The organism is Nocardioides sp. R-C-SC26 (assembly GCF_021246465.1).
GTDB lineage: Bacteria > Actinomycetota > Actinomycetes > Propionibacteriales > Nocardioidaceae > Nocardioides.
Genome location: NZ_JAHRHK010000009.1, coordinates 51,386 through 75,200 on the forward strand (window position 1 = coordinate 51,386; position 23,815 = coordinate 75,200).

General features: G+C 72.7%; 19 protein-coding genes. 6 read left to right on the forward strand and 13 right to left on the reverse strand.

What is annotated here, in order from left to right; translation table 11 throughout:
- The first annotated feature begins 97 nt into the window (after positions 1 to 97).
- Positions 98 to 664: a TetR/AcrR family transcriptional regulator gene (locus tag KSO97_RS10040; RefSeq protein ID WP_232678433.1), complete on the forward strand. Its 567-nt coding sequence runs from the start codon at positions 98 to 100 to the stop codon at positions 662 to 664.
- A gap of 105 nt (positions 665 to 769) precedes the next feature.
- Here KSO97_RS10040 and KSO97_RS18295 read toward each other — a convergent pair whose 3' ends face one another.
- From KSO97_RS18295 to KSO97_RS10070, 6 genes are all read right to left on the reverse strand, one after another.
- On the reverse strand, positions 770 to 1,495 hold the full coding sequence (locus tag KSO97_RS18295; RefSeq protein ID WP_232678435.1) for an SWIM zinc finger family protein: 726 nt from the start codon (positions 1,493 to 1,495) through the stop codon (positions 770 to 772).
- On the reverse strand, positions 1,492 to 4,338 hold the full coding sequence (locus KSO97_RS10050; RefSeq protein ID WP_308188283.1) for a DEAD/DEAH box helicase: 2,847 nt from the start codon (positions 4,336 to 4,338) through the stop codon (positions 1,492 to 1,494). The genes KSO97_RS18295 and KSO97_RS10050 overlap by 4 nt, the downstream gene beginning before the upstream one ends.
- Positions 4,339 to 4,482: 144 nt before the next feature.
- Positions 4,483 to 5,547: a hypothetical protein gene (locus KSO97_RS10055; protein ID WP_232678437.1), complete on the reverse strand. Its 1,065-nt coding sequence runs from the start codon at positions 5,545 to 5,547 to the stop codon at positions 4,483 to 4,485.
- Positions 5,548 to 5,583: 36 nt separating this feature from the next.
- Positions 5,584 to 6,447, reverse strand: a complete 864-nt coding sequence (locus tag KSO97_RS10060) for an LLM class flavin-dependent oxidoreductase (RefSeq protein ID WP_232678439.1) — start codon at positions 6,445 to 6,447, stop codon at positions 5,584 to 5,586.
- A 176-nt stretch (positions 6,448 to 6,623) separates the two neighbouring features.
- Positions 6,624 to 7,379, reverse strand: coding sequence for a lytic murein transglycosylase (locus KSO97_RS10065; RefSeq protein ID WP_232678441.1), 756 nt, complete (start codon positions 7,377 to 7,379; stop codon positions 6,624 to 6,626).
- A 43-nt stretch (positions 7,380 to 7,422) separates the two neighbouring features.
- Positions 7,423 to 9,522, reverse strand: a complete 2,100-nt coding sequence (locus KSO97_RS10070; protein ID WP_232678443.1) for an acyltransferase family protein — start codon at positions 9,520 to 9,522, stop codon at positions 7,423 to 7,425.
- Positions 9,523 to 9,676: 154 nt separating this feature from the next.
- Between KSO97_RS10070 and KSO97_RS10075 the strand changes: the two genes are divergently transcribed.
- Positions 9,677 to 11,236: an adenylate/guanylate cyclase domain-containing protein gene (locus tag KSO97_RS10075; RefSeq protein ID WP_232678445.1), complete on the forward strand. Its 1,560-nt coding sequence runs from the start codon at positions 9,677 to 9,679 to the stop codon at positions 11,234 to 11,236.
- Between the two features lie 142 nt (positions 11,237 to 11,378).
- Here KSO97_RS10075 and KSO97_RS10080 read toward each other — a convergent pair whose 3' ends face one another.
- Positions 11,379 to 12,332, reverse strand: a complete 954-nt coding sequence (locus KSO97_RS10080) for a hypothetical protein (protein WP_232678447.1) — start codon at positions 12,330 to 12,332, stop codon at positions 11,379 to 11,381.
- Positions 12,333 to 12,528: 196 nt separating this feature from the next.
- On the opposite strand from KSO97_RS10080, the gene KSO97_RS10085 reads away from it, so the two are divergent.
- Positions 12,529 to 13,458 carry a LysR family transcriptional regulator gene (locus KSO97_RS10085; protein WP_232678449.1) on the forward strand — a complete coding sequence of 310 codons (930 nt, stop codon included), beginning with the start codon at positions 12,529 to 12,531 and terminating at the stop codon, positions 13,456 to 13,458.
- A 56-nt stretch (positions 13,459 to 13,514) separates the two neighbouring features.
- On the opposite strand, the gene tpx is transcribed toward KSO97_RS10085, so the two are convergent.
- The 5 genes from tpx to KSO97_RS10110 form a co-directional block, all read right to left on the reverse strand.
- Positions 13,515 to 14,006, reverse strand: coding sequence for a thiol peroxidase (gene tpx, locus KSO97_RS10090; protein WP_232678451.1), 492 nt, complete (start codon positions 14,004 to 14,006; stop codon positions 13,515 to 13,517).
- 45 nt (positions 14,007 to 14,051) lie between these two features.
- On the reverse strand, positions 14,052 to 15,338 hold the full coding sequence (locus KSO97_RS10095; protein WP_232678453.1) for a lytic transglycosylase domain-containing protein: 1,287 nt from the start codon (positions 15,336 to 15,338) through the stop codon (positions 14,052 to 14,054).
- Positions 15,339 to 15,374: 36 nt separating this feature from the next.
- Positions 15,375 to 16,541, reverse strand: a complete 1,167-nt coding sequence (locus KSO97_RS10100) for a hypothetical protein (RefSeq protein ID WP_232678455.1) — start codon at positions 16,539 to 16,541, stop codon at positions 15,375 to 15,377.
- Positions 16,542 to 16,597: 56 nt separating this feature from the next.
- Positions 16,598 to 17,833, reverse strand: coding sequence for an acyl-CoA desaturase (locus KSO97_RS10105; RefSeq protein ID WP_232678457.1), 1,236 nt, complete (start codon positions 17,831 to 17,833; stop codon positions 16,598 to 16,600).
- Between the two features lie 62 nt (positions 17,834 to 17,895).
- A complete protein-coding gene (locus KSO97_RS10110; RefSeq protein WP_232678459.1) occupies positions 17,896 to 19,044 on the reverse strand; it encodes a ferredoxin reductase in 1,149 nt (382 codons plus the stop codon).
- A gap of 101 nt (positions 19,045 to 19,145) precedes the next feature.
- On the opposite strand from KSO97_RS10110, the gene KSO97_RS10115 reads away from it, so the two are divergent.
- Together KSO97_RS10115 and KSO97_RS10120 are read left to right on the forward strand one after the other, a co-directional pair.
- Positions 19,146 to 20,354: a helix-turn-helix domain-containing protein gene (locus KSO97_RS10115; RefSeq protein ID WP_232678461.1), complete on the forward strand. Its 1,209-nt coding sequence runs from the start codon at positions 19,146 to 19,148 to the stop codon at positions 20,352 to 20,354.
- Between the two features lie 61 nt (positions 20,355 to 20,415).
- A complete protein-coding gene (locus KSO97_RS10120) occupies positions 20,416 to 21,378 on the forward strand; it encodes an SGNH/GDSL hydrolase family protein (protein ID WP_232678462.1) in 963 nt (320 codons plus the stop codon).
- 83 nt (positions 21,379 to 21,461) lie between these two features.
- On the opposite strand, the gene KSO97_RS10125 is transcribed toward KSO97_RS10120, so the two are convergent.
- On the reverse strand, positions 21,462 to 22,991 hold the full coding sequence (locus KSO97_RS10125) for an amidohydrolase (protein WP_232678464.1): 1,530 nt from the start codon (positions 22,989 to 22,991) through the stop codon (positions 21,462 to 21,464).
- Between the two features lie 36 nt (positions 22,992 to 23,027).
- Here KSO97_RS10125 and KSO97_RS10130 point away from each other — a divergent pair, with 36 nt between their 5' ends.
- Positions 23,028 to 23,753, forward strand: coding sequence for a hypothetical protein (locus KSO97_RS10130; protein ID WP_232678466.1), 726 nt, complete (start codon positions 23,028 to 23,030; stop codon positions 23,751 to 23,753).
- Positions 23,754 to 23,815: the final 62 nt, after the last annotated feature.

Here is a 23,815-nt window from a genome sequence, read left to right on the forward strand (position 1 = left end):
CGCGCCCCGGCCAGCCGCTGTCGGGTGAACGCGGGGGATGGACGACCCGAGTCGGGCACCGGCCGACGTCGGGGTGAACGACCGCTAACCTCGGGCCATGACCGCGGGAGCCGAGCCGACACGGCGCGCGCAGATCCTGACGACGGCGGCCGAGCTGTTCGCCGGTCGCGGTTTCCACGGTGTCTCCATGGCCGACCTCGGCGCGGCCTGCGGCATCTCCGGCCCCGCGCTCTACAAGCATTTCACGTCCAAGGACGCGATCCTCGCCGAGATGGTGGTGGGAACCAGCCACCGTCTGCTGAACGTCGGCACGGAGCGGGTCGAGGCCGCCGACGACCCGAGCGCCGCGATCGAGGCGCTCATCGACTGGCACGTCGACTTCGCCCTGCGCGATCGCGCGCTGATCGTCGTCCAGGACCGCGACTGGGAGTCGCTACCCGCCGAGGCGCGCGACGAGGTGCGCACCTTGCAACGCGCCTACGTCGACCTCTGGGCGGGGCAGCTCATCGGTGTCGACGCCGACCTCTCCCTCGACGCCGCCCGAGCGCAGGCCCACGTCGTCTTCGGGCTCATCAACTCCACGCCGCGCAGCGCCCGTCTCGACGTCGAGGCCATGCGGGAACTGCTCACCACGATGGCGCGACGGGCGTTGCAGATCGACTGACGCGGGCCGCAGGGTCCGGCAGAGTGGCGCGGGGCGCGGCGTCCCCGACGAGCGCACCCGGCTCACGAGGCCTCGTGACGCCCAGCAACGGGCCCGACGGGTGGCTTACCAGAGCGAGTCGGGGACCTCGGCGTCGTCGTCGAGGAGGGTGAGGATCCGGCTCGCTCGGACGACGGCGTCCAGAGCGGTCTCCAGGCCTTCGCCGTCGCCCTCGTCGACGGCATCGGCGCTTGCGCCGCCGGACGGCGAGGGGCCCCGGGCGTCGAGAGCCGCGAGCCGCGCCAGCAGGTCCGGGCGGGGGAGGCCACGCAGGTGGAGCAGCAGGAGAGGATCGCCGTCGACGAGCCATCCGACCTGCTGGAGCACGGCGAGGGCGTGCGGGCAGGGGTCGAGCCAGGCGTCGCACGTGCAGGAGGCCGTCAGCTCGCCGCCGTAGGGCAGGATCTCGACGCCGACCTCCTCGGCGTGCTCGTTGAGCAGGTGCGGGAGGTCGCCCGCCATCAGGGCGCCGATGCGACCGGCCTCGGCCGCGACCACCTCAGCGAAGGCGGTCAGGGCGACGTCGTCGAGCACCGGCACCGCGACGTCGACGGTCACCAGACCGTGCCGGTCGGAGACAGCGGCCACGATCCTGCCGCGGTCCAGCGAGAGCCCACCCACCGTGCCCGCGCGCGCCAGCGCGCGACCGGCCTTCAGGTCGGTCTCGGCATAGGCGGCCTCCTCGACCGCCCGCAACCACGCCTTGCCCCACCACGAGCGCACGCGGGCACCGCCCGCGCGCGGCGGTTGGGGCGCGAACGACACCGCCGTCGGCGCCGGGCCGGAGCTCACGGTTCCTCGCGGCGCAACGTCACGAGGTCGCGCAACTCGTCGTTGCTGAGCTCGGTGAGAGCGGCGTCGCCGCGGCCCAGGACGGCGTCGGCGATCGCCCGCTTGCGGGTCAGCAGGTCGCCGATCCGCTCCTCGATCGTGCCTCGCATGATCATCCGGTGCACCTGAACCGGCCGGGTCTGCCCGATCCGGTAGGCACGGTCGGTCGCCTGGTCCTCCACGGCCGGGTTCCACCACCGGTCCAGGTGCACGACATGGTCGGCGCGGGTGAGGTTGAGCCCGGTGCCGCCGGCCTTGAGCGAGAGCAGGAACACCGGGACGTCGCCGCGCTGGAACCGCTCCACCATGCGCTGGCGCTCGGCCACCGCGGTGCCTCCGTGCAGCAGCTGGTGCGCCGCGCCGCTGGATCCGAGGTGGGTCTGCACCAGCCGGGCCATCTCGACGTACTGGGTGAACACCAGCACGGCACCCCCTTCGACGACCGCGGTCGTCACGAGCTCGTCGAGGAGGTCGAGCTTCTCCGAACGTCCGCGCAGCCGCACACCGGACGACGTGGCGCCCTGCTTGAGGAACTGGGCGGGGTGGTTGCAGATCTGTTTGAGCCCGGTGAGCATCGCGAGCACCAGGCCGCGGCGGGAGTCCTCGTCGGCGCGCTCGATCCGCTCCATGCAGTCGCGGACGAAGGCCTCGTAGAGGACGGTCTGCTCGCGGGTCAGCGCCAGCGGATGGTCGGTCTCGGTCTTCGGCGGCAGCTCGGGCGCGATGCCGGGGTCGGACTTGCGGCGGCGCAGCACGAACGGTCCGATCAGGTCGGCGAAGCGGCGGGCGACCGCCGGGTCGGCGCCGGACTCGATCGGCTGGGCCCACGCCTTGCGGAAGGCGTTGCGGCTGCCCAGGAGACCGGGCGTCGCCCAGTCCAGGATCGCCCAGAGCTCGGTGAGAGCGTTCTCCACCGGCGTGCCCGTCAGCGCGACCCGGGCGCGGCTGGGGATCTTGCGCAGCGCCGCGGCGACCGACGTCGCGGGGTTCTTGATGTGCTGCGCCTCGTCGGCGACGACGAGGTCCCACGGCACCTGCGCCAGCTCGACATGGTCGTTGCGCATGGTGCCGTAGGTCGTCAGCACGACGCCGGTCCAGCTGCCCGCGACGGCGTCGTCGAGGTCGCGGGAGGAGGCGTGGTGACGCCGCACCTCGACGTCGGGTGCGAACCGCCGCAGCTCGGCCTCCCAGTTGCCGAGGAGGCTGGCCGGGCAGACCACGAGCATCGGCCCGGTGTGCCCGACCTCTCGGCGGTGCAGGTGGAGCGCGATCGTGGTGAGGGTCTTGCCCAGCCCCATGTCGTCGGCGAGGCAGGCGCCCAGGCCGAGATCGGTGAGGTCGGCGAGCCAGGTCAGGCCGTGGCGCTGGTAGTCGCGCAGGGTGGCCTGCAGCGCGGCCGGCGGAGGGACCGGCTCGCGCGAGGCCGCGGCCAGCAGCCGCCCGCGGACCGGGAGCAGGCTGGCGCCCACCACGACGGCGGCTGGGTCGCCGTCGCCACCGGGGTCGCCCTGAGTCCCGAGGTCGACGTGCCCGGTCAGTGCGGCGGCGACGGCCTGCGCGGGCTTGACCGTGCGGATCAGGCGCTTCTTCGCGCGGCGGGCGACCGCGGGCGGTACGACGACCCAGTTGCCGCGCAACTTGAGGATCGGCGCAGCCGCGCGCGCGAGTTCGTCCATCTCCTCAGGCGTCAGCGGGTCGCCGGCCAAGGCGATCTGCCAGCGGAAGCTGAACAGCGCCTCGGTGCCGAGGATCGGATCCTGCAACGGCTCCTCGCGGTGGATCGGGTCGCCCGCAGCCCGGCGCGGGAGGGTGCCGTCGCCGGGGCCGAGTGCGTCGAGCACTGCGGTCGACGCGAGCAGGTCGCGGCCGAGCGCGCGCGGCCAGTGCACCAGCACGCCCCGGGCGTCGAGTGCGGCGACGCCGAGGTCGAGCAGGCTGACGATCTCGTCGGTGTCGAGAGTGATCTGGTCGGGCACCCGCAGCTCCAGCAGCCGCTCCAGCGGGGGCCAGGCCTCGGCGGCGGCCCGGAGCGCCAACGAGGCGTGCACCCGCGCCCGCTCGCCGAAGCCGTGCGCCTCCTCGCCGGCGGTGAAGAGCACCGCGGCGTCGCAGACATGCATCGCGTCGGCCTCGTCGTGCACCTGCACCACCACGCGGACAGAGCCACCGAGCAGCTCCTCCTCGTCTGCCTCCACGCGCAGGGCGATCCGGACCAGATGCGGCAACGGCGGGATCCCGGAGGCTCCTGGACCGTCGGCGGCGCGCGCCGCAGCGTCGTCCTCGCGGGCACGCCGGACGCGCTCGGCCAGCCGTCGGGCGAAGCGGTCGGAGTCGGCGCCCGCGCGGTCGGAGGACGTCGTGCCACCCGGACCGGCGGTGGCGAGATGACCACGGCGGGTCGCCGACGGGGCCGCTCTCGGCATCGCATCGGCGACGGCGTCCAGCATCTGCCGCACGACCTGGTTCGCGGCGCCCTCGTCGAGGTCGCCCCGACAGCCCTCCGCTAGCCGTGCGACGCGGTCGAGATCGGTGGCGTCGAGTGGCCCTGCCCGCCAGCTGTCGCCGTCGGCGGCCGGGTGCAGTCGGCCCGCAGCCACCAGCCGCATGGCGAGCAGCGCCGCGCCACTCAGCAGACGGAGGCTGACGTCGGCGTCCTCGCGGCCTCGGGCCTTGGTGAGGTACGGCAGGGCCGCCTTGATCGGCAGCTCGACCTCACGCCGCGCGTCGCGGAACACGACGAGGCTCTCGCGCGGCGGATCGGCCGCGCGCAGCGTGACGAGGCCGGTCATCGGCACCAGACCCACCGCGCACCCCCTCCCGCCGGCCCGGAGCGACCGGGCACCGGCACGCTAACGCGCTTCTCCGACGCTGAGCGACCGCCCCTGGCCGACGGGGGTCTCGAGACGGTCGCAGAGCGACGCCTCGACCGCGGGGAGCGGGGGCGGAGGTCAGCGCGAGCGGAGCAACGCCGCGAGCGCGGACGCCGCCGCCGGGGCGACCCCCGCGTGCGGCACCCCGGGGTCGACCCAGGACTCGGGGTCGGGCGCGACGACGTCGAGGTCGGCCAGGTCGCCCACGACGTCGAGGCGCTGCTCGCGCACCCAGTCGGCATAGCCGCGGGCACGATCGCGCACCCAGTCCACGTGCGCCGGGTCCAACTCGACGCGCGGCGACGTCCGGCCCGCCAACGCGTCGCCGACGACGATGCGACGCACGACGGCGTGATGACGGCGACCGCGCCGACTCTCGCCGTCCAATGCGGAGTTCAGCGCCAGCAGGACCTGCGCCTCGGGAACTCCGACCGAGGCGTTCGCCCGGGTCGCGGGCTCGGGCAGCCAGGCACGCTGCAGCCGCGCGACCTCGAGGAAGCGGTGCCACAACAGGTCGGGATCGGTCGCCGTGGCCGGCGGAACGGTCACCACGTGCACGCGGTCCGCGGGCAGGTGGGCGCGCCACCGGCCCAGTACCGCGGGGATGTCGAAGCCGCGCAGCACGGCGAGATCTCCGTCGCGAGCCCGGCCGAGGTGCTCGGCGAGACTGCGCCGTCCGCCGTTCTTCAGCCCCTCCAACCAGGCCGAGACCAGCAGCCTGCCGAGCTCGCGGGCGGTGTAGACGACATGCAGCTCGGCGCCGTCGGCGGCGAGGTCGGCGACGGCGCGCTCGACCGCGGCGTCGTCGGCCCGGACGAACGCCTCGTGGCTGAGCACCACCGTGCCCTCGTGCGCCGAGACGCGCTCGACGAGTCGTGGCCAGTAGCCCTCGCTGAACTCACGGCCGCGGTTCATCCGGACGTCGGTCAGGTCCAGGGCGGCACGGAACACCAGGGCGGCGGGCCGATCGTCCGGGGCCCCCTGCGGCACGAGCACACCGTGCTGGGCGAGATTGGCGGCGTTGCGTGTCAGCCGACTCTGGACATAGGTGGTGCCGGACTTCGGCGCGCCGATGTGCAGCACCACCCGGCGTCGCCGCACGACGTCGTCCGGTACGAGGAATCCGCCCGCGCCGCCGCTCACGCCTGCCTCACCACGTCGGGCATCCTCCCAGGTCGCTCACCGACGCGCGGCGATCTGCTCCAGGACCCGCTCGGACGCGGCGTAGGGCGCGACGCTGCGGGGCCAGTGCGTCACCGCGTCGGTGAAGCCGAGATCGCCCACGCGGCCGACGAGCTCGTCGAAGAAGTCGACGCTCGACAGCGCGACCCGCCCGGTCCCGGCGAGGTGGGGCGCGGAGTCGAGCACGACATAGCGCGGCCGGGCAGCGACCTCGGGGTCGTGACCGACCGCCTCGTCGTAGACCTCGGCGCTGCGACGCAACCCGTCGAACCACTCCTCGAGGTCGGAGGAGTTCGGTCCGGTCGTGATCCACCCGTCGCCGACCTCGGCCGCCAGCCGCACGCTGCGCGGCCCGTTGGCGGCCACCAGCAGCGGTGTGCGGCCCGGGCCGGGCAGTGTGCGGGCGTCGCGCAGGGAGGCCCACCGCCCGGCCAGGGTGACGTCGTCACCCGTGCGTAGCGCGACGAGCGTGCGTACGAACTCCTCGAAGCGGTCGACGCGCTCGCGCACGGTGAGCGGCGCGGCGTCGAGCACCCGGGAGTCGACGTCGCCGCCCGTGCCGACGCCCAGGAGGAAGCGGCCCCCGCTGACGTCGTCGAGTGCCTGCGCGTCGCGGAAGAGCAGGTAGGGATGGCGGAAGTTCGGCGAGGACACCAACGTGCCGAGGCCGATCCGGCTTGTGACCGCCGCCGCCGCACCGAGCACGGGTGTCGCCGTGCGCCACGGCGAGTCCGGCAGCCCGCCCCACACCAGGTGGTCGTAGGTCCAGGCGTGGTCGAAACCCATCGCCTCGGCCGCCTCCCACCGTGGTCGCGCCTCGGCCCACGGCAGGTCGGTCAGCAGCGTGATGCCCAGGCGCATGCGCCCAGCGTGACACGGGTGGGGCGGAGCGAGCACGCGAGAGTCGTCCGGTTTTCTCGGCCGACCGACGGAACTGCCCCCTGGCCGATGAACCTTCCTCGGCCACGGTCCGCTTTCTCGGTCGGCCGAGAAACCGGACGCCACCGCCCCCGTCAGCCGAGCCAGGTGACCGAGCGTCAGCGGGCGGTGCGCTCCGCGTAGGTCGTCGCCGCGTCGTGCACGGACTCCAGGTAGCTCCGAGCGTTGTTGTAGGAGAGCACGCCTCCACTCCAGCCGGCCGCGCTCGCCAGGTCACGGCCGTCGGCGCACAGGTACTCCGCCGCGGCGTAGGCGGCGTCGTCGAGGTCGTTGGGGTCGGCCGTGCCGTCGCCGTCGCCGTCGCGCGCCCACATCGCCCACGTGCTGGGGATGAACTGCATCGGGCCGACGGCGTGGTCCCAGTCGGGATTGCCGTGCCAGCGCACCGAGTCGGGCGTGGAGGGGATCGCCTTCACGGGGCCGACGCCGTCGAGCGGCGGGCCGAGGATGCGGCTGGAGGACCACCCGTCGACGCCGAGCGTGCGGCCTCCGATGGTGCCGTGCTGGGACTCGATCCAGCCGATCCCCGCCAGCGTCGTCCACCCCAGACCGCAAGCCGGTGGCGCCATCAGCTCCGCACGCGCGTAGGCGCGCACGGCGACCTCGGGGATGCCCGCGCGCTGTGCCGTGCGGCGGATCCACCCGGGGTCGACGAGCGGAACCCCGGACGCCGGCGCGGCCGCTGCCTGGACGGCGGGCGCGGGCAGCGGAGGCTGCTGGGCAGCCGCGATCGGGCGGAGGTCCATCACGGGTGGCGGCGCGTAGAGCCACTGCTGGACGCCGAACGCGACTCCGCTCAGCGCGAGCAGGGCCACCACGAACGCCGCAGCGGCGCGCACGGGTCGGTGGGTCATGCCGGGGTGCTCGTCGAATCCGTGGGGGTCGACGCCGTCGGCGTCAGGACACTGCCCGGATGCTCGGCGCGAACTGCTTCTTCAACCGGCGCGACATCTGCGCGCTGATGTGGTTGTCGTCGAAGTAGTAGAGGACTCCCTGGTTCTCGGCGAAGCAGAGACTCTCGTTGCACAGCGACTTGGTGACGTCGATGAAGCGCGAGGTGTCGGGGAAGTACTCGGCCATCTGCTCCTTGAGCCAGGTGACGTTCTCCTCCTCGTCGAGGATCGCCTTGTCGCGCTGCACGTCGCAGGAGTACGGCCGCGGCACGGCCTCGCAGGTCGGCGCCTCACGCGGGATGGTCGGCGTGGGTCCGACGATGTCGACGTCGATACCGAGGCTTCCGACCGTCTCGAACCAGTCGTCGACGCCGCCGTTGAAGAGCTGGGCGATGTTCTCGATGTACTGGCTCTGATTGCCGTCGAGGGCGCCCTCCTGGATCAGGCCGGGCGTGCTCGAGCCGCGATAGGTCTCCCAGCTCGCACTCGCGATCACGCGCACGGGCGGCTTGCGATCAGCCAACCGCTGGACGAAGTCGAGCGCCATCTGGTTGTTGCGCGAGCAGGCGATCGTGGAGTCGTCCGGCGGGATGTAGGGAGGACAGGCGCCCATCACGAACGCCACCAGGTTGACGTTGCGCTTGCGCGCAGCCGCCTGGATGCCCGGGATGTACATCCAGGCGTGCGAGTCGCCCCACAGCACCACGGTCGGGGCCTTGCGGTCGAAGTCGGTGAGGCGGCACTGCTGGGGCCTGTCGGGGATGAAGGTGGAGCCGAGGCACTCGGCCGGCATCTTCGGCACGTCCTTCTGCCATTCGTCGACCTTCTGCCAGGCCGGCGACTTCGCGCGCTCGTCGTTCAGCGCGACGGCACCGCCGGCGAGGCCGGCGACAGTCGCCATCGACAGGACGCCGGCGATGATCACCCGGCGCGAGCCCCAGGTCTTGCCGGTCGCGGAGACCTGTCCGGAACGCTTGTAGAAGCGACCCTCGATGAAGCGGTAGCTCAACCACGAGACGCCGAGCGCGGCCATGATCAGGACGACGCGAGCCCACAGCGGCGGCGTGGCGAGGTTGTAGGCCTCACCCAGCACGAGGAACGGCCAGTGCCACAGGTACCAGCCGTAGGAGAGCAGGCCGAGCCACACCAGGAGCTTCCACGAGAGGAAGCGGGTCACGATCGTCGGACCGCCGACGCCGGCCCAGGTCATCAGGACGGCCGCGGTGGTCGGCAGCAGGGCCCAGTAGCTGGGGTAGCCGTCGGTCGGCATCGGCTTCCAGATCACGAACGCGCAGATGGCGACACCGGCGAGGCCCATCACCTCACGCAGGTCGTAGGAGACCCGGATCTTGCGGACCACCAGCGCGAGCGCCACCCCCATCAGGAACTCGAAGGCTCGGGTGATCGGCATGTAGTAGGCGGCCTTGGGGTACGGGTCGGCCCACACGATGGCCAGCCACAGCGAGGCCACGGTCAAGATCACGCAGGTGAGGAGCAGCGTCCGCATCAGCTCCACGCGCAGGAGCTTGGCGACCAGCCACGCCACGAGGATGAGCACCGGGAGCGCCAGGTAGAACTGCTCCTCCACCGACAGCGACCAGGTGTGCAGCAGCACCCCGGTGCCCGGCTGGTGGCCGAAGTAGTCGACGTCGTCCTGCTGCCAGAAGTAGAAGTTGGAGAAGAAGCCCGCGGCGGCCGCGGCGGACTGTGCCGTCTGCTTGGCGCCGTTGGGTGTCGCGATGAAGTAGCTGAGCGCGAGGACGCCGATCAGCATCGTCGCCTTGGCGGGGATCAGACGGCGCGCGCGGCGGGCGTAGAACGCGCCCCACTTGATCCGCCCGGTCTTGCCGAACTCGTACATCAGCAGACCGGTGATGACGTAGCCGGAGACCACGAAGAACAGGTCGAGCCCGATGTAGGCGCCCTCGAAGCCGGGGACCTGGGCGTGGAAGCCCATCACCATGATGGCGGCGGCGCCGCGGATGCCGTCGATGTCGGGGCGGTATTCGGCTCGGGTCTTGCTCGGCGGAGCAGCCGTCACCAACTTGTCCTTGGCGGGCACCCGGTCGGCCTTGGGGGCCGCTTCAGGGGTGGACGTCGACAAGGCTCTGGTCCCTTCGTGGATGGTTCGGACGGCGCGCTCGTGGACAGCGCGAGGGCGCACCGCCCACCAGTATGGAACGAGACCGGTCATCGGCGTGAACCAACGCGCCTATCTGCCCCCGCGGGGGGTGGCGCTCACGCACTACTGTCCGCTCGTGACCAGTCGCCGGCGCCGCCGCACCCGGACGCCGTTCGGCTCGCGACTGCTCGGGCCTGCCGACCAGTCCCCCCGCGCGCTGCGCGTCCGCGTCCAGCTGCTCCTGACGGCGCTGCTCATCACCGCCAACCTGGTCGGCGCGGGCGCGGTGTTCGTCTCCTCGGCCATCGTGATCCCCGCGCCCGACGCGAACCGCGGCACCCTGCTCTCCCTCGCCATCGGAGTGCCGACCTACGTGGCGTTCGCCGTCGTGGTCGGGGCGGTGTTCGGCACGACCACCGCCCTGCGGGCGCTGCGCTGGGCCACGACGTCCGGGGTCGAGCCGACGCCGCGTGAGCGGGTCGACGCGTTGCGGGTACCGCTGCGGCTCACGGTGATGCAGGGCTGGCTCTGGCTCGGCGCCGTCGCCCTCTTCGTGGGGCTCGCCCTCGTCCTGCAACCGGAGCGGGCGACGTCGACCGGGCTGTCGATCGCCGTCGCCGGTTCGATGGTGTGCGCGGTCTCCTACCTCTTCTCGCAGTTCGCGCTGCGGCCCGTCGCGGCGCGCGCGCTCGCCGCCGCACCCTTCACCAGCCGGCCGCCCGGCGCCGGGGTGGGTGTGCGGATGGTGATCTTCTGGGTGCTGGGCACCGGCGTCCCGATGGCCTCGCTCACCGTGACGGCGTTGCTCGCGCTCACCCTGCGCGACACCAGCGCCACGCGACTGGCGGTCACCATGCTGGTCATCGGCGCGGTCGTGCTCTGCTTCGGTCTGCTCATCACGGTGCTGAACGCACGCTCGGTGGTCGAGCCGGTGCGGTCGGTGCGCGACGCGCTGCTCGACGTCGAGCGGGGCGACCTGAGCCGCACGGTCGCCGTCTACGACGGCACCGAGCTCGGCCAACTGCAGTCGGGCTTCAACCAGATGGTGCACGGCCTGCGCGAGCGCGAGCACCTGCGCGACCTCTTCGGGCGTCACGTCGGCCAGGAGGTGGCGCAGGCCGCAGCCGCCGGCGAGGTCGAGCTCGGCGGCGAGGAGCGCTCGGCATCGGTGCTCTTCGTCGACCTGGTCGGCTCGACGACCTACGCCACCGAGCACTCCCCCACCGAGGTCGTGGCGATGCTCAACCGGTTCTTCGGCGTCGTGGTCGACGAGGTCGACCGCCACCACGGGCTGGTGAACAAGTTCATCGGCGACGCCGTGCTCGCGGTGTTCGGCGTGCCGATCGAACAGCCCGACCACGCCTCGGCCGCGCTCGCCGCTGCGCGTGAGATGGCACGACGTCTCGCCGAGGAGGTGCCCGAGGTCGGCGTCGGGATCGGCGTGGCGACCGGCGAGGTGGTCGCCGGGAACGTCGGCCACCAGAGCCGATTCGAGTACACCGTGATCGGCGACGCGGTGAACTCCGCCGCACGTCTGACCGACCTCGCCAAGGACGTGCCCGGCGGGATCCTCGCCGCGGCGGCCGCCGTCGAGGCGTCGACCGACGGTGAGCGCGCCCGCTGGCAGCCCGACGCCGACGTCGTCCTCCGCGGGCGCGCGCAGGCGACGTCGACCTACCGGCTCGCCGACGGGTGAAATGAGACCTTCCGTCTCACCGGGTTTCGAGACGCTCGCTGCGCTCGCTCCTCAACCACCGGGGGACGGCTGGCGCTCGCTCCTCAACCACCGGGGGACGGCTGGCGCTCGCTTCTCACCCACCGGGTGGGATCCCTGCGGTTCAGCGGAGCAGCGAGCCGTCCAGGACGCCGGCCACGGTGCGGGGCGCGACGACGAGCCAGGCGGCCACCACGCCCGCGGTCAGCACCCCGGCGAGCGTGTCGGCTCCCATCGACGCCGCGCCGGTCGCAACGGTGCCGACCGGGAACGTCAGTGCCCACCAGCCGAGGTTGAACCGCGGTCGAGCGCGGAGGACGAGCCCCGCCGCGACGGCGAGCCACAGCAGGGCGAGCGCGAGCACCGGCGGCCCGTAGGCCTGGGCGAGAGCGCGCGAGCCCCCGACGTCGGCCAGGTGGTCGAGCGCGGTGATCGACTGGCCGAGAGGACCGAGCACGATCAGCCACGACACCATCACCGCCGGCTCGCCCCATCCGTGCCGACGCACCCGGGCCGCGAGCAGCGCCAGCACACGTGCGGTGAGCGCGAGGCTCGTGACGAGGAACATGTAGCAGCAGGCGAGCAGCGCGGTCCGCATGCCACCATCGGGGAGGGCCTGCACGAGCGGCGCGCCCGTGGTCGCGCTGACGGTCGGCGGTACGACGGCGAGCAGCCACCATGGTCCGACCTGCGTCAGCGGCGTGCGGCGCGTCGACCAGGTGGTGCCGAGTGCGGTGGCCAGACCGAGCGCGGTGCCGAGCGTCCAGAGCACGGCATGCAGCAGCAGCGGCGTGCCGTGCGGGCCCTGGGTGGCCAACCCGGCGGCTCCGAGGCTCATCGCGGCCATCGACGCCGCGCCGTAGCCGTGGGCGAGCACGGGGTGCCCGCCGTACCACCGTCCGTCGATACGGATGCCGACCAGCACCAGCCCGCCCGCGACCGCAGCCACCACCCAGACCGACAGGGCGACCGTGGGCGCGGCGTCGGCCACCAGCAGGGCGACCATCGAGGTGCCCATCACGACGCTGAACCAGATCGGCGGGACGACGAGGGGCGTCGCGACCAGTCCGGGGGCCACCGGGCGAGATAGCAAACGGGATTTGGTCGGTGAATCGGTCGATTCCAGGCGATCCACCAGCGAATTCACGTTCGGTATCCCCGCCGCGGCCGTTCGTGGGTGGGTGGTGATGACGGGCATGTGACCACGGTGCTCGCACCGCGACCTCGGGAGTAGAGCTCTCGTCCCTGTGTACCCACAGGGATAGCCTGTGACCGTGCCTCCGACCCGCTTCTCGGACCGACCCGCCGAGCTGCCCGATCTCGGCTCGCTGCGCCTGCTCACCGACGTCGCCCGGCTGGGCAGCATCGGTGCGGCAGGACGCCGTGCCGGCATCTCGCAGCAGGCTGCGTCGGAGCGCCTGCGCACCCTCGAGGCACTGACCGGCCTCCCGCTCCTGGCGCGTGCGGCGCGCGGGTCGACCCTGACCGAGGCCGGCCGGCTGCTGGTGGAGTGGTCGGCTCCGCTGCTCGATCACGCCGACGACCTGGTGGCGGCGGTCCGGACGCTGCGCGAGGACCGCTCCCGCGAACTGCACGTCCAGGCGAGCATGACGATCGCCGAGCACCTCCTGCCCCGGTGGCTGGTGCGCCTCCGGCAGGAACGCGGGATCGCGGCGACCTTCCGCGCCGCCAACACCGCCGGCGTGCTGGACGCCGTCCGCGCCGGGGAGGCCGACCTCGGGTTCATCGAGGGCCCCGGCGACGTGTCGGGGCTGGCCACCCGGGTGATCGGCCACGACGAGCTCGTCCTCGTCGCGGCGCCGGACGATGCCTGGGCACGACGCCGAACGCCGCTCACGCCGTCGGAGATCGGCGGGCGCGCACTGACGAGCCGCGAACCCGGGTCGGGTACGCGTTCGGTGTGGGAGCGGGCGCTGCGCGCCGCCGGCGTCGCGCCGTCCGCACCCGACTCGGAGGCGACGACGACGGCTGCGGTGCTCGCCACCGTGGCCGCAGGTGCGCCACCGGCGTTCGTCAGCGCCCGGGTCGCGACGCGCGACGTCGAGGTCGGACTGCTGGTGCGGGTGGCCGTGGCGGGGTTGGACCTGCGCCGTGCCTTCACCGCCGTCTGGGTGGGCAGCAGCCGGCCTCCGGCCGGCGCCGTCCGCGACCTGCTCGGAATCGTGCAGGAGACGACGACCTGAGACGACCCTTTCGAGCGGCGTAGCGCGTCCGGCTCCGAACGCGCTACGCCTCCGGGTCAGGAGAGAGCGGCGACCGCGGCGTCGTAGTCGGGCTCGGTGGCGATCTCGGGTACGAGCTGGCTGTGCAGCACGGTGCCGTCGGCGTCGATCACGACGACCGAGCGGGCGAAGAGACCCTCGAACTTGCCGTCGAGCATCCGAACGCCGTAGTCGTCACCGAAGCTGGAGCGGAAGCCCGAGGCAGCAACGGCGTTCTCGATGCCCTCGGCGCCGCAGAAGCGGGCCTGGGCGAACGGCAGGTCGGCCGAGACGTTGACGACCTGGGTGTTGTCGAGGCCGGCGGCGAGCTCGTTGAACTTGCGCACGCTGGCACCGCACACGCCGGTGTCGATGCTCGGGAAGATGTTGAGGACGGTGCGGACGCCGTCGGTGCGGGAGACCGCACTGAAGTCGGAGCCGATCAGGTCGAAGCCCGGAGCCGGCGCGCCTGCTGCCGGGAGCTCGCCGACCGTGGACACCGGGTTACCGCCGAGGGTGATGGAAGCCATGACCCATTCTTAGCAGCGCGTGGTGAGCGTGCGGTGCGGCGCCCGTCAGGTGGCCGGGCCGGCCGAGGCCGTCGCGGTCGCCGCGGGCGCGGGAGCCGGGCTGGGCGACGTCGAACCCGGGGCGCCCGTGGCGGGCTGGGTCGGGGTCGGCGCGGACGGGGCGGGGGGCTCGGTCGGCTCCGCCGTCTCCACCAGCGTGTACTCCACGAGGCACTGGTCGTACTCGTCGTCGGCGACGTCGGGGTCGTCGACCAGCTCGAGCGAGACGCAGTAGTCCGCTGCCTCCTCGGGAGTGAGTGAGGTGGGCTCGGGCTCGATCGGCGTCTCGCCACCGGGCTCCGGATCGGGCTCCGGATCGGGCTTCGGCCGATGCGGCCTCGCGTCCGGACGGCCCTCGCGCGACGGCCCGAGGGCTGCCCGGTTCCCGCCGTCCTGACGGCGCGGCTCGGCGGGCTGCGACGCCGCGGGGCGCGCTCCGCCCGTGGTGATCGCGCCGGCCTGGATCACCGGCACCGGCAGGCCGACCCGGACGAAGGGGTCCCCCGCCAGATAGGCGTCGGCGACGGCGAGTACCAGGTCGACGTAGCTGGCACTGTGGTTGTAGCGGTAGACCGCGCTGCGCCGACCCGTGACGGTGGCGAGGTCGTCGTCGGCCGAGCAGAGGTAGACCCCGGCCGCGACCGCCGCGTCGTCGATGTCGTGCGGGTTCCGGACGCCGTCGCCGTCGCCGTCCACGCCCATCGTGTTCCAGGTGGTGGGGATGAACTGGAGCGGACCCACGGCGCGGTCGAAGCGGTCGTCCCCGTCGAGCTGGCCGCCGTCGGTGTCGCCGATGACGCGGGTGCCTCCCGTCCCGTCGAGCACCGGACCGCGGATCGAGGGTCGGGCCACGCCGTCCTCGCCCAGGGTCGCGCCGCCGAATCGCCCGTGGTCGCTCTCGACTCGCGCGATGGCGGCGATCAGCTGCCACTGCAGACCACACCCGGCGTCGGCTCCGGCGATGACCGCTTCGGTCCGCTGGTAGGCGGCCAACGCGACTGCCGGGATGTCGGAGACGGTCGCCGTGGCGGCGGTACGCGTCGCCGCACCCCGGCTCGCGGTAGCGCGCACCGTGAGAGGTGCTGCGAACCCGGCCGCCGGCCGACTGGTCGGCGACGAGATCGGCGCCCGGTCCGTGGCCTGGTCCGCGCCGTCACCGACGACGCTCTGCGGGGCGGGGGAAGCGCTCTGCTCCGCGCCGAGAGCTACCGACGCGAGGTCGGCTGCGAGCAGGGTGGCCAGGGAGGCCACCGCGAGCACGGCGATGCCCGGACGGGCGCGGAGGGGACGCATCACGTTAATATGACAACATAGATAGACAAACAGTTCCTAATTCGACACGTCGTCGTGATGAGCATCAGGTGAACCGGCGGGGATCGGCTCCTCGACCACGAGGACCTCGCGACCGATGCCGACCCCGCTCCACCCGTCGTCCGCTCCTGCGACGATGCGCGCCGAGCGGCGACTCGGATGCCCGGCGGCGTGGTTCCAACAACCCTTCGACGCGCCCTTCTTCGACATCCCGACCAGATCGCCCAGGCCCAACCGCGGGTTGGACGCCATCACCGAGGCGTTCATCATCTGGTCGACCGACCCGACATGGGCGAGCCCGACGGTGTGGCCGAGCTCGTGGGTGAAGACCTGCGTCCAAGTCGGCTTGCCGCTCGCGTCGGGGACGACGGCGGGCGCGAGGTTGTCGCGATCGGTGGAGTCGAGCGCGACCTCGGCGACGTAGATCTCCTGCTTGCTCCCGCTCGGCCCCCACGAGCGGTAGGTGGCCGCGCCCGCGACACGGCCCGCCAGGATCGGCGTCTGCTGCGGGGTCGACCACCCGATCACCAGGTCGGCACTGCGGCCCACCCGGCCCTGCATCGGCACGTCGGAGGTGGTGCCGGCGTAGCGGAAGGCGAGACCGGTGGCGCGGCGGATCTGCTCCACCGCGACGTCGAGCAGGGCCTTGGCGCCGTTGAAGCCGCCCCGTGGGTTGTACCGCCACCGGATCGGCCGACACGGATTCCAGCGCGCGTGCTGGTCGTAGAACCGGTACGCCTTCGCCGATCCGACCGGCTCGTAGCCGGGCACGACGTCGAGACGCGAGGCGCGCGACCATCCGCGGTGTCCCTTCACCTTCGGTGCCCGCACCCGCAGGCGATGGCTGGCGTACCAGCCCGTCGGCGCGGTCAGGGAGAAGGCGCGCTTGCGATTGGTGCGGGCCTTGTCGACGGCGACCCAGCGACCGCCGGGCACGGCGCGCTCCAGGATCACCCGACGTCGGGCGGGCGCCGGCGCCCGCCCGGTGAGCTTCACCGGCGTCGTCACACGGACGGTCTTCGGTGCGAGCGCGCCGCTCCGGGCGGCGAGCTGCCACTGCGGCTCCTGCGCCGGTGCCCGCGACGGCGTCACCAGCAGACCGATCAGGAGCACCAGCGACGTCAGCAGGACGGCGGCCGGGAGATGGCGGGCACGTCCGTGCCGCCCGACGAGGAGGTCGTGCATGACCTCACCGTCTCCGCCGCGAGGCGTCACGAAACCCGGTGAGACAACCGCCTACCTCAGGCAGCGGCGGCCTGACGGCGAGCGAGCTGCTCGAGGCGGGCCTGAGCGGCGCGACGGATCTTCGGCCCGCCGGTCGACATGCCGTAGAGCAGCTTGAGCTGCTGAGGCAGGTTGCGCGGGGTCGTGGTGGCCAGCCATCCGTTGGGCAGCGAGAGCCGCACGACCTTGTGCCAGGCCGAGTAGACCTGCTGCGGCATCGGCGCGGTGTGGTAGTTCAGGCCGTACTTCTCGAAGACCTCGCGCACCTGCGGGGCGACCTCGACGTAGCGGTTGCTCGGCAGGTCGGGGAAGAGGTGGTGCTCGATCTGGTGGCTGAGATTGCCCGACATCAGGTGGAGCAGCTTGCCGCCGGAGATGTTGGCCGAGCCGAGCATCTGACGCAGGTACCAGTCACCGCGCGACTCGTCGTCCGGGATCGACTTCCTCTCGAACGTCTCCACCCCCTCGGGGAAGTGACCGCACATGATCACCGAGTGCGACCACACGTTGCGGACGACGTTCGCGATGAAGTTGGCTGCCAGCACCTGCGGTGCCGCGCCGAACGGCAGGGCCAGACCGGGGTGGACGAGGTAGTCCTTGGTGGCCTGCTTGCGGATCTTGCCGAGCGTCTTCTTCAGGCTGCGGGTGAACTCGGGGCTGCGCTTCTCCTTGGGCACCCGCAGGTTGCGGCCGAGCTCGAGGTCGTAGGCGGCGATGCCGTACTCGAAGAAGCAGGCGTTGATGAAGTTCCAGAGCGGCTGCACCAGGTACATCGGGTGCCAGCGCTGGTCCTCGTCGACGCGCATGATGCCGTAGCCGAGGTCGTTGTCCTTGCCGATGATGTTCGTGTACGTGTGGTGCAGCTCGTTGTGGCTGTGCTTCCAGCCCTCGGCGGTCGAGGCGTTGTCCCACTCCCAGGTCGTGGAGTGGATCTTCGGATCGCGCATCCAGTCCCACTGACCGTGCATGACGTTGTGCCCGATCTCCATGTTCTCCAGGATCTTGGCGATGCTGAGGCCGATCGTGCCGGCGATCCAGGCGGGCGGGAACGCACTGGCCAGCAGGACGGCGCGCGAGCCGAGCTCGAGCTTGCGCTGCACGTCGACGACGGTGCGAATGTAGGCGGCGTCGGACTCGCCGCGGCTGTCGAGCACGCTCTGGCGGATCTCGTCGAGCTCCTTGCCCAGCAGCTCGATGTCGGAGGTCGAGAGGTGGGCGATCGGGCTGACGGGCTGCTTGGTGATGACGGTCATCGTGGTTCTCCTCGTACTCGGTCGACTAGCGGGGCTTCGAGACGCTCGCTGGCGCTCGCTCCTCAGCCACCGACGTCGATCGTGCAGTCGCCGGCCGCGGCGCTGACGCAGGTCTGGATCGGGATGCCGCCCGGCCCGGTCTCACCGGGGACGGCGATGGTGAGCGCACCGTTGCGCAGGTCGCGCACGGCACCGGCGGTCATCGGCACCACACAGCCGAAGCAGACGCCCATCCGGCAACCGCTCGGCATGAGCACGCCGGCCGCCTCGCCGGCGTCGAGGATCGGCGTCGTGCCGCCTGCGTCGACGACGGTTCCGTCGGCGAAGGCGACCGTGCCGCCCTCGGCGTCCTCGAGACCGCTGAGCACCGGCGGGCGGAACCGCTCGACATGCAGCGGCAGGCCCGCGGCGGCACAGAACTCCTCGAGCGCATCGAGGAGTCCCGCGGGGCCGCAGGCGTAGGTGGTGCGCTCGACCAGATCGGGCACGAGCTGCTCGAGCTCGGTGACGGCGAGCATGCCGTCGACGTCGGTGTGGCGCTCGATCAGCGTGATCAGGCCGCGCTCGGCGTACTCGCGCAGCTCGCGGCCGAAGATGACGTCGTCGTGGGTGAGCGCGGAGTGCAGGAGCACGATGTCCGCGCGCACCGGCGTCGCCCGGTTGAACAGGTTGCGCAGCATCCCGACGACCGGCGTGATGCCGGAGCCGCCGGTGACCATGAGCAGCTTCGCCGGCTCGGGCGTGGTCCATGTCTGCGGTGGCAGCACGAAGTCGCCCTGCGCCTGGTCCAGCTGCACGACCTGGCCGACGCGAGCGCGGTGCACCAGGTGCCCGGAGACGACGCCGCCGGGGATCGCCTTGACCGTGATGCTGATGTAGCCGTCGCGGCGCGGGCCGTGCGTGAGGGAGTAGGTGCGCCACAGGCGGATCCCGTCCACCTCGACGCCGACGCGGACGTACTGCCCGGGCTGGTGACCGCGCCAGTCCTTGCCCGGCTCGAGCACGATCGTCGCCGAGTGCGCCGTCTCCGGCCGCACCTCGACGATCCGACCGCGCAACGGGGCACCGGCTCGCAGCGGCGCGAAGACGTCGAGGACGTCGTCGAGGTCGAGCGGGGTGACGGCGGCGTCGGCGACGCGGCGCAGTCGATCGCGCCACGTGGTGCCGGCCGCGGCCGGCGTGGCGACCCGCGGGAGAGAGATGCTGCTCATGACACCCACTGTGCTCCGCCGAACGGCACAAAGTCCTACGTGATGGACGTGAATCGTCTGGCATTCTTTGTTCGCACAAGACAAAGAAAGGGGGCACCGCGTTGCGTCGAGAACTCCGTCGTACCGCCGAGCACCGCGTCCGGCTGCCCCTGGCCGCCGCCGACGACATCCGCGCCGCTCTCCCCGACATCGCCGACGACGTGGTCGCCGCGATCATCGAGGAGGTGCCGAGCTACTCCGACGCGTTCGCCGGCCCCATGGGCGACACCATCCGCAGCGCGGTGCAGATCGCGCTCGGCGGCTTCCTCTCCCTGGCGAGCGGCCGCAGCGGCATGCACCACGGCACGCCCACCGCCCCCGCCGTCGAGGGCGCCTACCAGCTGGGGCGTGGCGAGGCGCGCAGCGCGCGGAGCACCGACGCGCTTCTCTCGGCATACCGCATCGGCGCGCGGGTCTCGTGGCGGGCGATGTCGGCGCGAGGCCTGCACGTGGGGCTCGACGCCGAGACGCTGGCAGCCTTCGCGGGCCTGGTCTTCGCCTACATCGACGAACTGTCGGCGGCCAGCGTCGCCGGGCACACCGACGAGCTCGAGACCACCGGCCGGGTGCGACAGCGGCACCTGGAGCGTCTGGCGCGGCACCTGCTGGCCGGCGACGAACTCGCGGCCCGCGACGAGGCAGCTATGACCGAGTGGCCGATGCCGCGCACGCTGACCGCCGTCCTCGTGCCGGAGTCGCAGGTCCGGCCCGTGCTCGGCGCCCTGCCGCCGCGAACCCTGCAGACGGCGGAGGCGGTCGGACTCGAGGACGACGTCCTGCTGCTGGTGCCGGACGCGCATGATCGGGGCCGCTCGGGGCTTCTCGCCACGCTGCGGGGGCGCGGTGCCGTCGCAGGCCCGCCTCGACCCTGGGCCGAGGTCGGCACCTCGTTCGACCGCGCCCTGCGCGCGCGCCGTGCCGGGCTCGAGGGCGACACCGAGCAGCACCTGCCCGAGCTCGTGGTCGGCGCCGACGCGGCAGCCCTGGCCGACCTGCGCCGCGACGTCCTGGCGCCGCTGGCGGATCTGCGTCCGGCTGCGCGGGAGAAGCTGATCGACACCCTCCGGGCCTGGCTGCTGCACCAGGGCCGCCGTGACGACGTCGCCGCTGCGCTGTTCGTGCACCCCCAGACGGTGCGCTACCGGATGACCCAGCTGCGGGAGGCCTACGGCGACCGTCTCGAGCACCGGGAGACGGTGCCCCCCCTCACCATCGCCCTCGCCTTCACCCCGCCCCACGGCGACCCCGGCCCGGCACGGCCGCCGGGGTAGTACGGCTCACCGACCCCGCGCGGATGTGGCGTGCTCGGAGCGCTCTCGTACGATGCGAGGCATGGCCCGCACCACTCGACTCGGCGTCGTGCGCGCACTCGTGGTGCCGGTGGCCGTCGCAGCGCTCGCCGCCGGCTTGGCCGCGTGCGACTCCTCCTCGGGCAGCGAGCCCGACGCGCGGGGGACGTCGTCGGCGTCCCCGGACGACGACGACTCCGGGTCGGCCGCTCCCGACGCTTCGGGGGAGATCACGACCTATGTGGCGATGGGCGACTCCTACACCGCCGCCCCCCTGTTCCCGCTGACCGACGACGAGCAGATCGACAACTGCCTGCGCTCACGCAAGAACTACCCCTCGCTGGTGGCGCGCGAGCTCGGGATCAAGGTCGTCGACGTCAGCTGCTCCGGCGCCTCGACGACCAGCATGTTCGCCGAGCAGAAGTTCACCTCCGAGATCCGGCCGCCGCAGCTCGACGCGCTCTCGCCCGAGACCGACCTGGTGACCCTCGGCATCGGCGCGAACGACTCCAGCTTCTTCTCCAAGATGATCTTCGACTGCCTGGCCATCGCCGAGAGCGACCCCGCCGGATCGCCGTGCCGCGAGCAGAACACCAACGCACGCGGCAAGGACAAGCTCGAGCGCGAACTCGTCGCGATCGAGCGCAACGTCACCCGGGTCGTCCGCGCGATCGGCAAGCGGGCACCCAACGCGCGGATCCTCTTCGTGGGCTACCCCCAGCTGCTGCCCGACGAGGGATCGTGCCGCGCCAAGCTGCCGCTGGCCGAGGGCGACTACCCCTACACCCTCGAGCTGAACCAGCAGCTCGTCGAAGCGGTCCGCGACGGCGGTGCCCGCGCCGGCGCCGAGTACGTCGACCTCTGGACGGCGAGCAGCGGACACGACATCTGCTCCCGTCAGCCCTGGGTGGCCGGCGTGCGCGGGGACCCGAAGCGCGCCATGGGCCTGCACCCCTACCCGGCCGAGCAGCGCGCCGTCGCGGACCTGATCCTCGAGATGGTCTGACCGCCGCCGGCGAACGGCGATCCGCTCACCGGGCCTCGACAGGCTCGACCACCGGTCATCGAGCCTGCCGAGATGCGGCGAGGTCACAGTGCCCGGTGCACCACCCGACCCGCGACGACGGTGAGCGCGACGGGGATGGCCCGTAGCGCCGCGGCCGCGTCGGCGGTCTCGGCGTGCGGAGCCAGCGGGTCGGCGTCGAGCAGGACGACGTCACCGCGCGAGCCGACGCCGACACCCGGTTGCTCGTCGACCGAGGCCGCGAGCGCCTCCGTCGGCGTGAGGGCCTGCTCGGGGTGCCAGGCGGGGCGGTCGTCGGCGCTGCGGTGGACGGCGGCGGCCATGGCGAGCCACGGGTCGAGCGGTGCGACCGGGGCATCGGACCCCAGCACCAGACGGACACCGGCGTCGAGAAGCGAGCGGAACGCGAAGGTCCGCTGGCCGCGCCCGGGCCAGATCGACTCGGCGAGGTCGCGGTCGTCGAGCAGATGCGCGGGCTGCACACTGGCTCGCAGGCCGAGACGGGCGAGCCGGACGGCGTCGTCGAGGCCGATCAGCTGGGCGTGCTCGATGGAACCCCGAGCACCCGTCGCGGCGTAGGCGTCCAAGGCGGCGCCGACCGCCGCGTCGCCGATCGCGTGCGTGGCCACCTCCAGACCCGACATGTGGGCGCGGGCGTGGTGCGCCTGCAACTCGTGCGGCGCCAGGTTGGCGGCGCCGCAGGGGTGCTCGAGCGAGCCCGCGTCGGCGTAGGGCTCGCAGCACCACGCCGTCCGGGTGTTGAGCGAGCCGTCGCTGATGATCTTCAGCGGCCCCATCACCAGGCGGTCGACCAGTCCCGGGTCGTCGGCGAGCGGGTCGCCGGTGCGGAGTCCGGCGCCGATCACCTCCTCCAACCGATCGGCGTAGGTGGCGACCCGTACTCGCAGCAGGTCGCAGCCGGCGTGCCACCGCTCGACCCAGTCGTCGGTGCCCCCGGAGAACTCGAGCTCGACGAGCCCGACCACGCCCATCGACGCCGCGTGCTCGAGCGTGGCGCGGTACGCAGCGGGCGTGGTGTCGGCGTCGCCGGTGAGCCGGGTGAGCCGTTCGTAGGCGGCGAACCACTCGTTCTCCCGGACGACGTCCTGGCGCGCCCCGAGACCCAGTGCGGCGAGCGCGGCGCTGTTGAGCCAGGCGTGGTGGCCGTCGCCCGCGATCAGCACCACCGGCGTCACGCCCGAGACGGCGTCCAGCTCGGCGACGTCGACCTCGCGCGGCCAGACGGCTGGCCGGTGCCCCCACCCGATCACGGGGCGACCGGGCTCTGCCGCCACTCGCTCGCCGACGAGCTGCGTCAACGCTTCGGGAGACTGCATCCCCGCGGTGTCGAGCCGCGAACGCGAGAGCGTCCACTGGCCCAGATGGGTGTGCTGATCCCACAACCCCGGGATCAGCCAGCGCCCCGCGGCATCGACCTCCTCGACGACGCCACCCGCGACGGCGGAGGCCGCGGTCTGGAGACGCTCACCGACGGCGGTCACGACGCCGTCGCGGATCAGGACGTCGACGGGGGCGTCTCGCGGCTCGGCGCCGAGCGGCACGAGGCGCGCCCCGCGCAGCAACAGGTGGCTCACCGTGCCGACGGTACGGGTGCTTCCTACGATGGCGTCGTGCGCATCCGGGTCCTGCTGCTGTGGCTGCTGCTCGCAGCCCTCGGCGCGGGCGCGGGGGCGGGGGTCGCGGTGCTCGCCGAGCCCGGCACCAGCACCGCACGCGGACTCGACGCGCCGAGCGCCGCGGCGCTGCCGGGCTGGCAGGAACCCCTGCCGCCGCCGATCGCCGACATCGACTACCCGACCCTGGCCCCGGTGACGACCTTCGACAGGCTGCGCATCGGGGGCGGCGTCGCCCAGACCTGGCGCATCGTGCGACCGCGTGGCTGGACGTCGTACTGCTACGTGCGGGAGGCGGAGGTACCCACGCCCGACGACGAGCTGCGCTCCTGCACCGAGGTGCGCTTCCGGCCACCCGGCGAGCCGATCACCGGCGGGTACAGCCTGCGCGTGAAGGTGATCGCCGACCACATCGCTCCGGTGACCGAGGCCGATCGCAAACTCACCGATCTCCTCGCCTCGCCGGACCTGAGCGGGGTGGAGGTCGTCGACCGGGTGGACGCCGAGCCGACCGGCGTCCGCGAGGCCGTGCGACGCGGCACGCTGCTCGTCACGCTGCGCACCGGTGAGAACCGGCTGCGCCACAACTACTTCCAGTGGTTCGCCGCGCCCGGCTCGTCGTCGGCAACGCTGGAGATGTCGGTCGCCGGGCGTCTGGAGGATGCTCCCGCGCTGCTCGGGCTCTTCGACGCCTTCGCCGCGCGGGTCACGGCCGTCGACTGACGGCCTCGCTCTCCGGTGGTCGAGCTCGCCGAGACCCCCATCTCGACAAGCTCGATGACCGA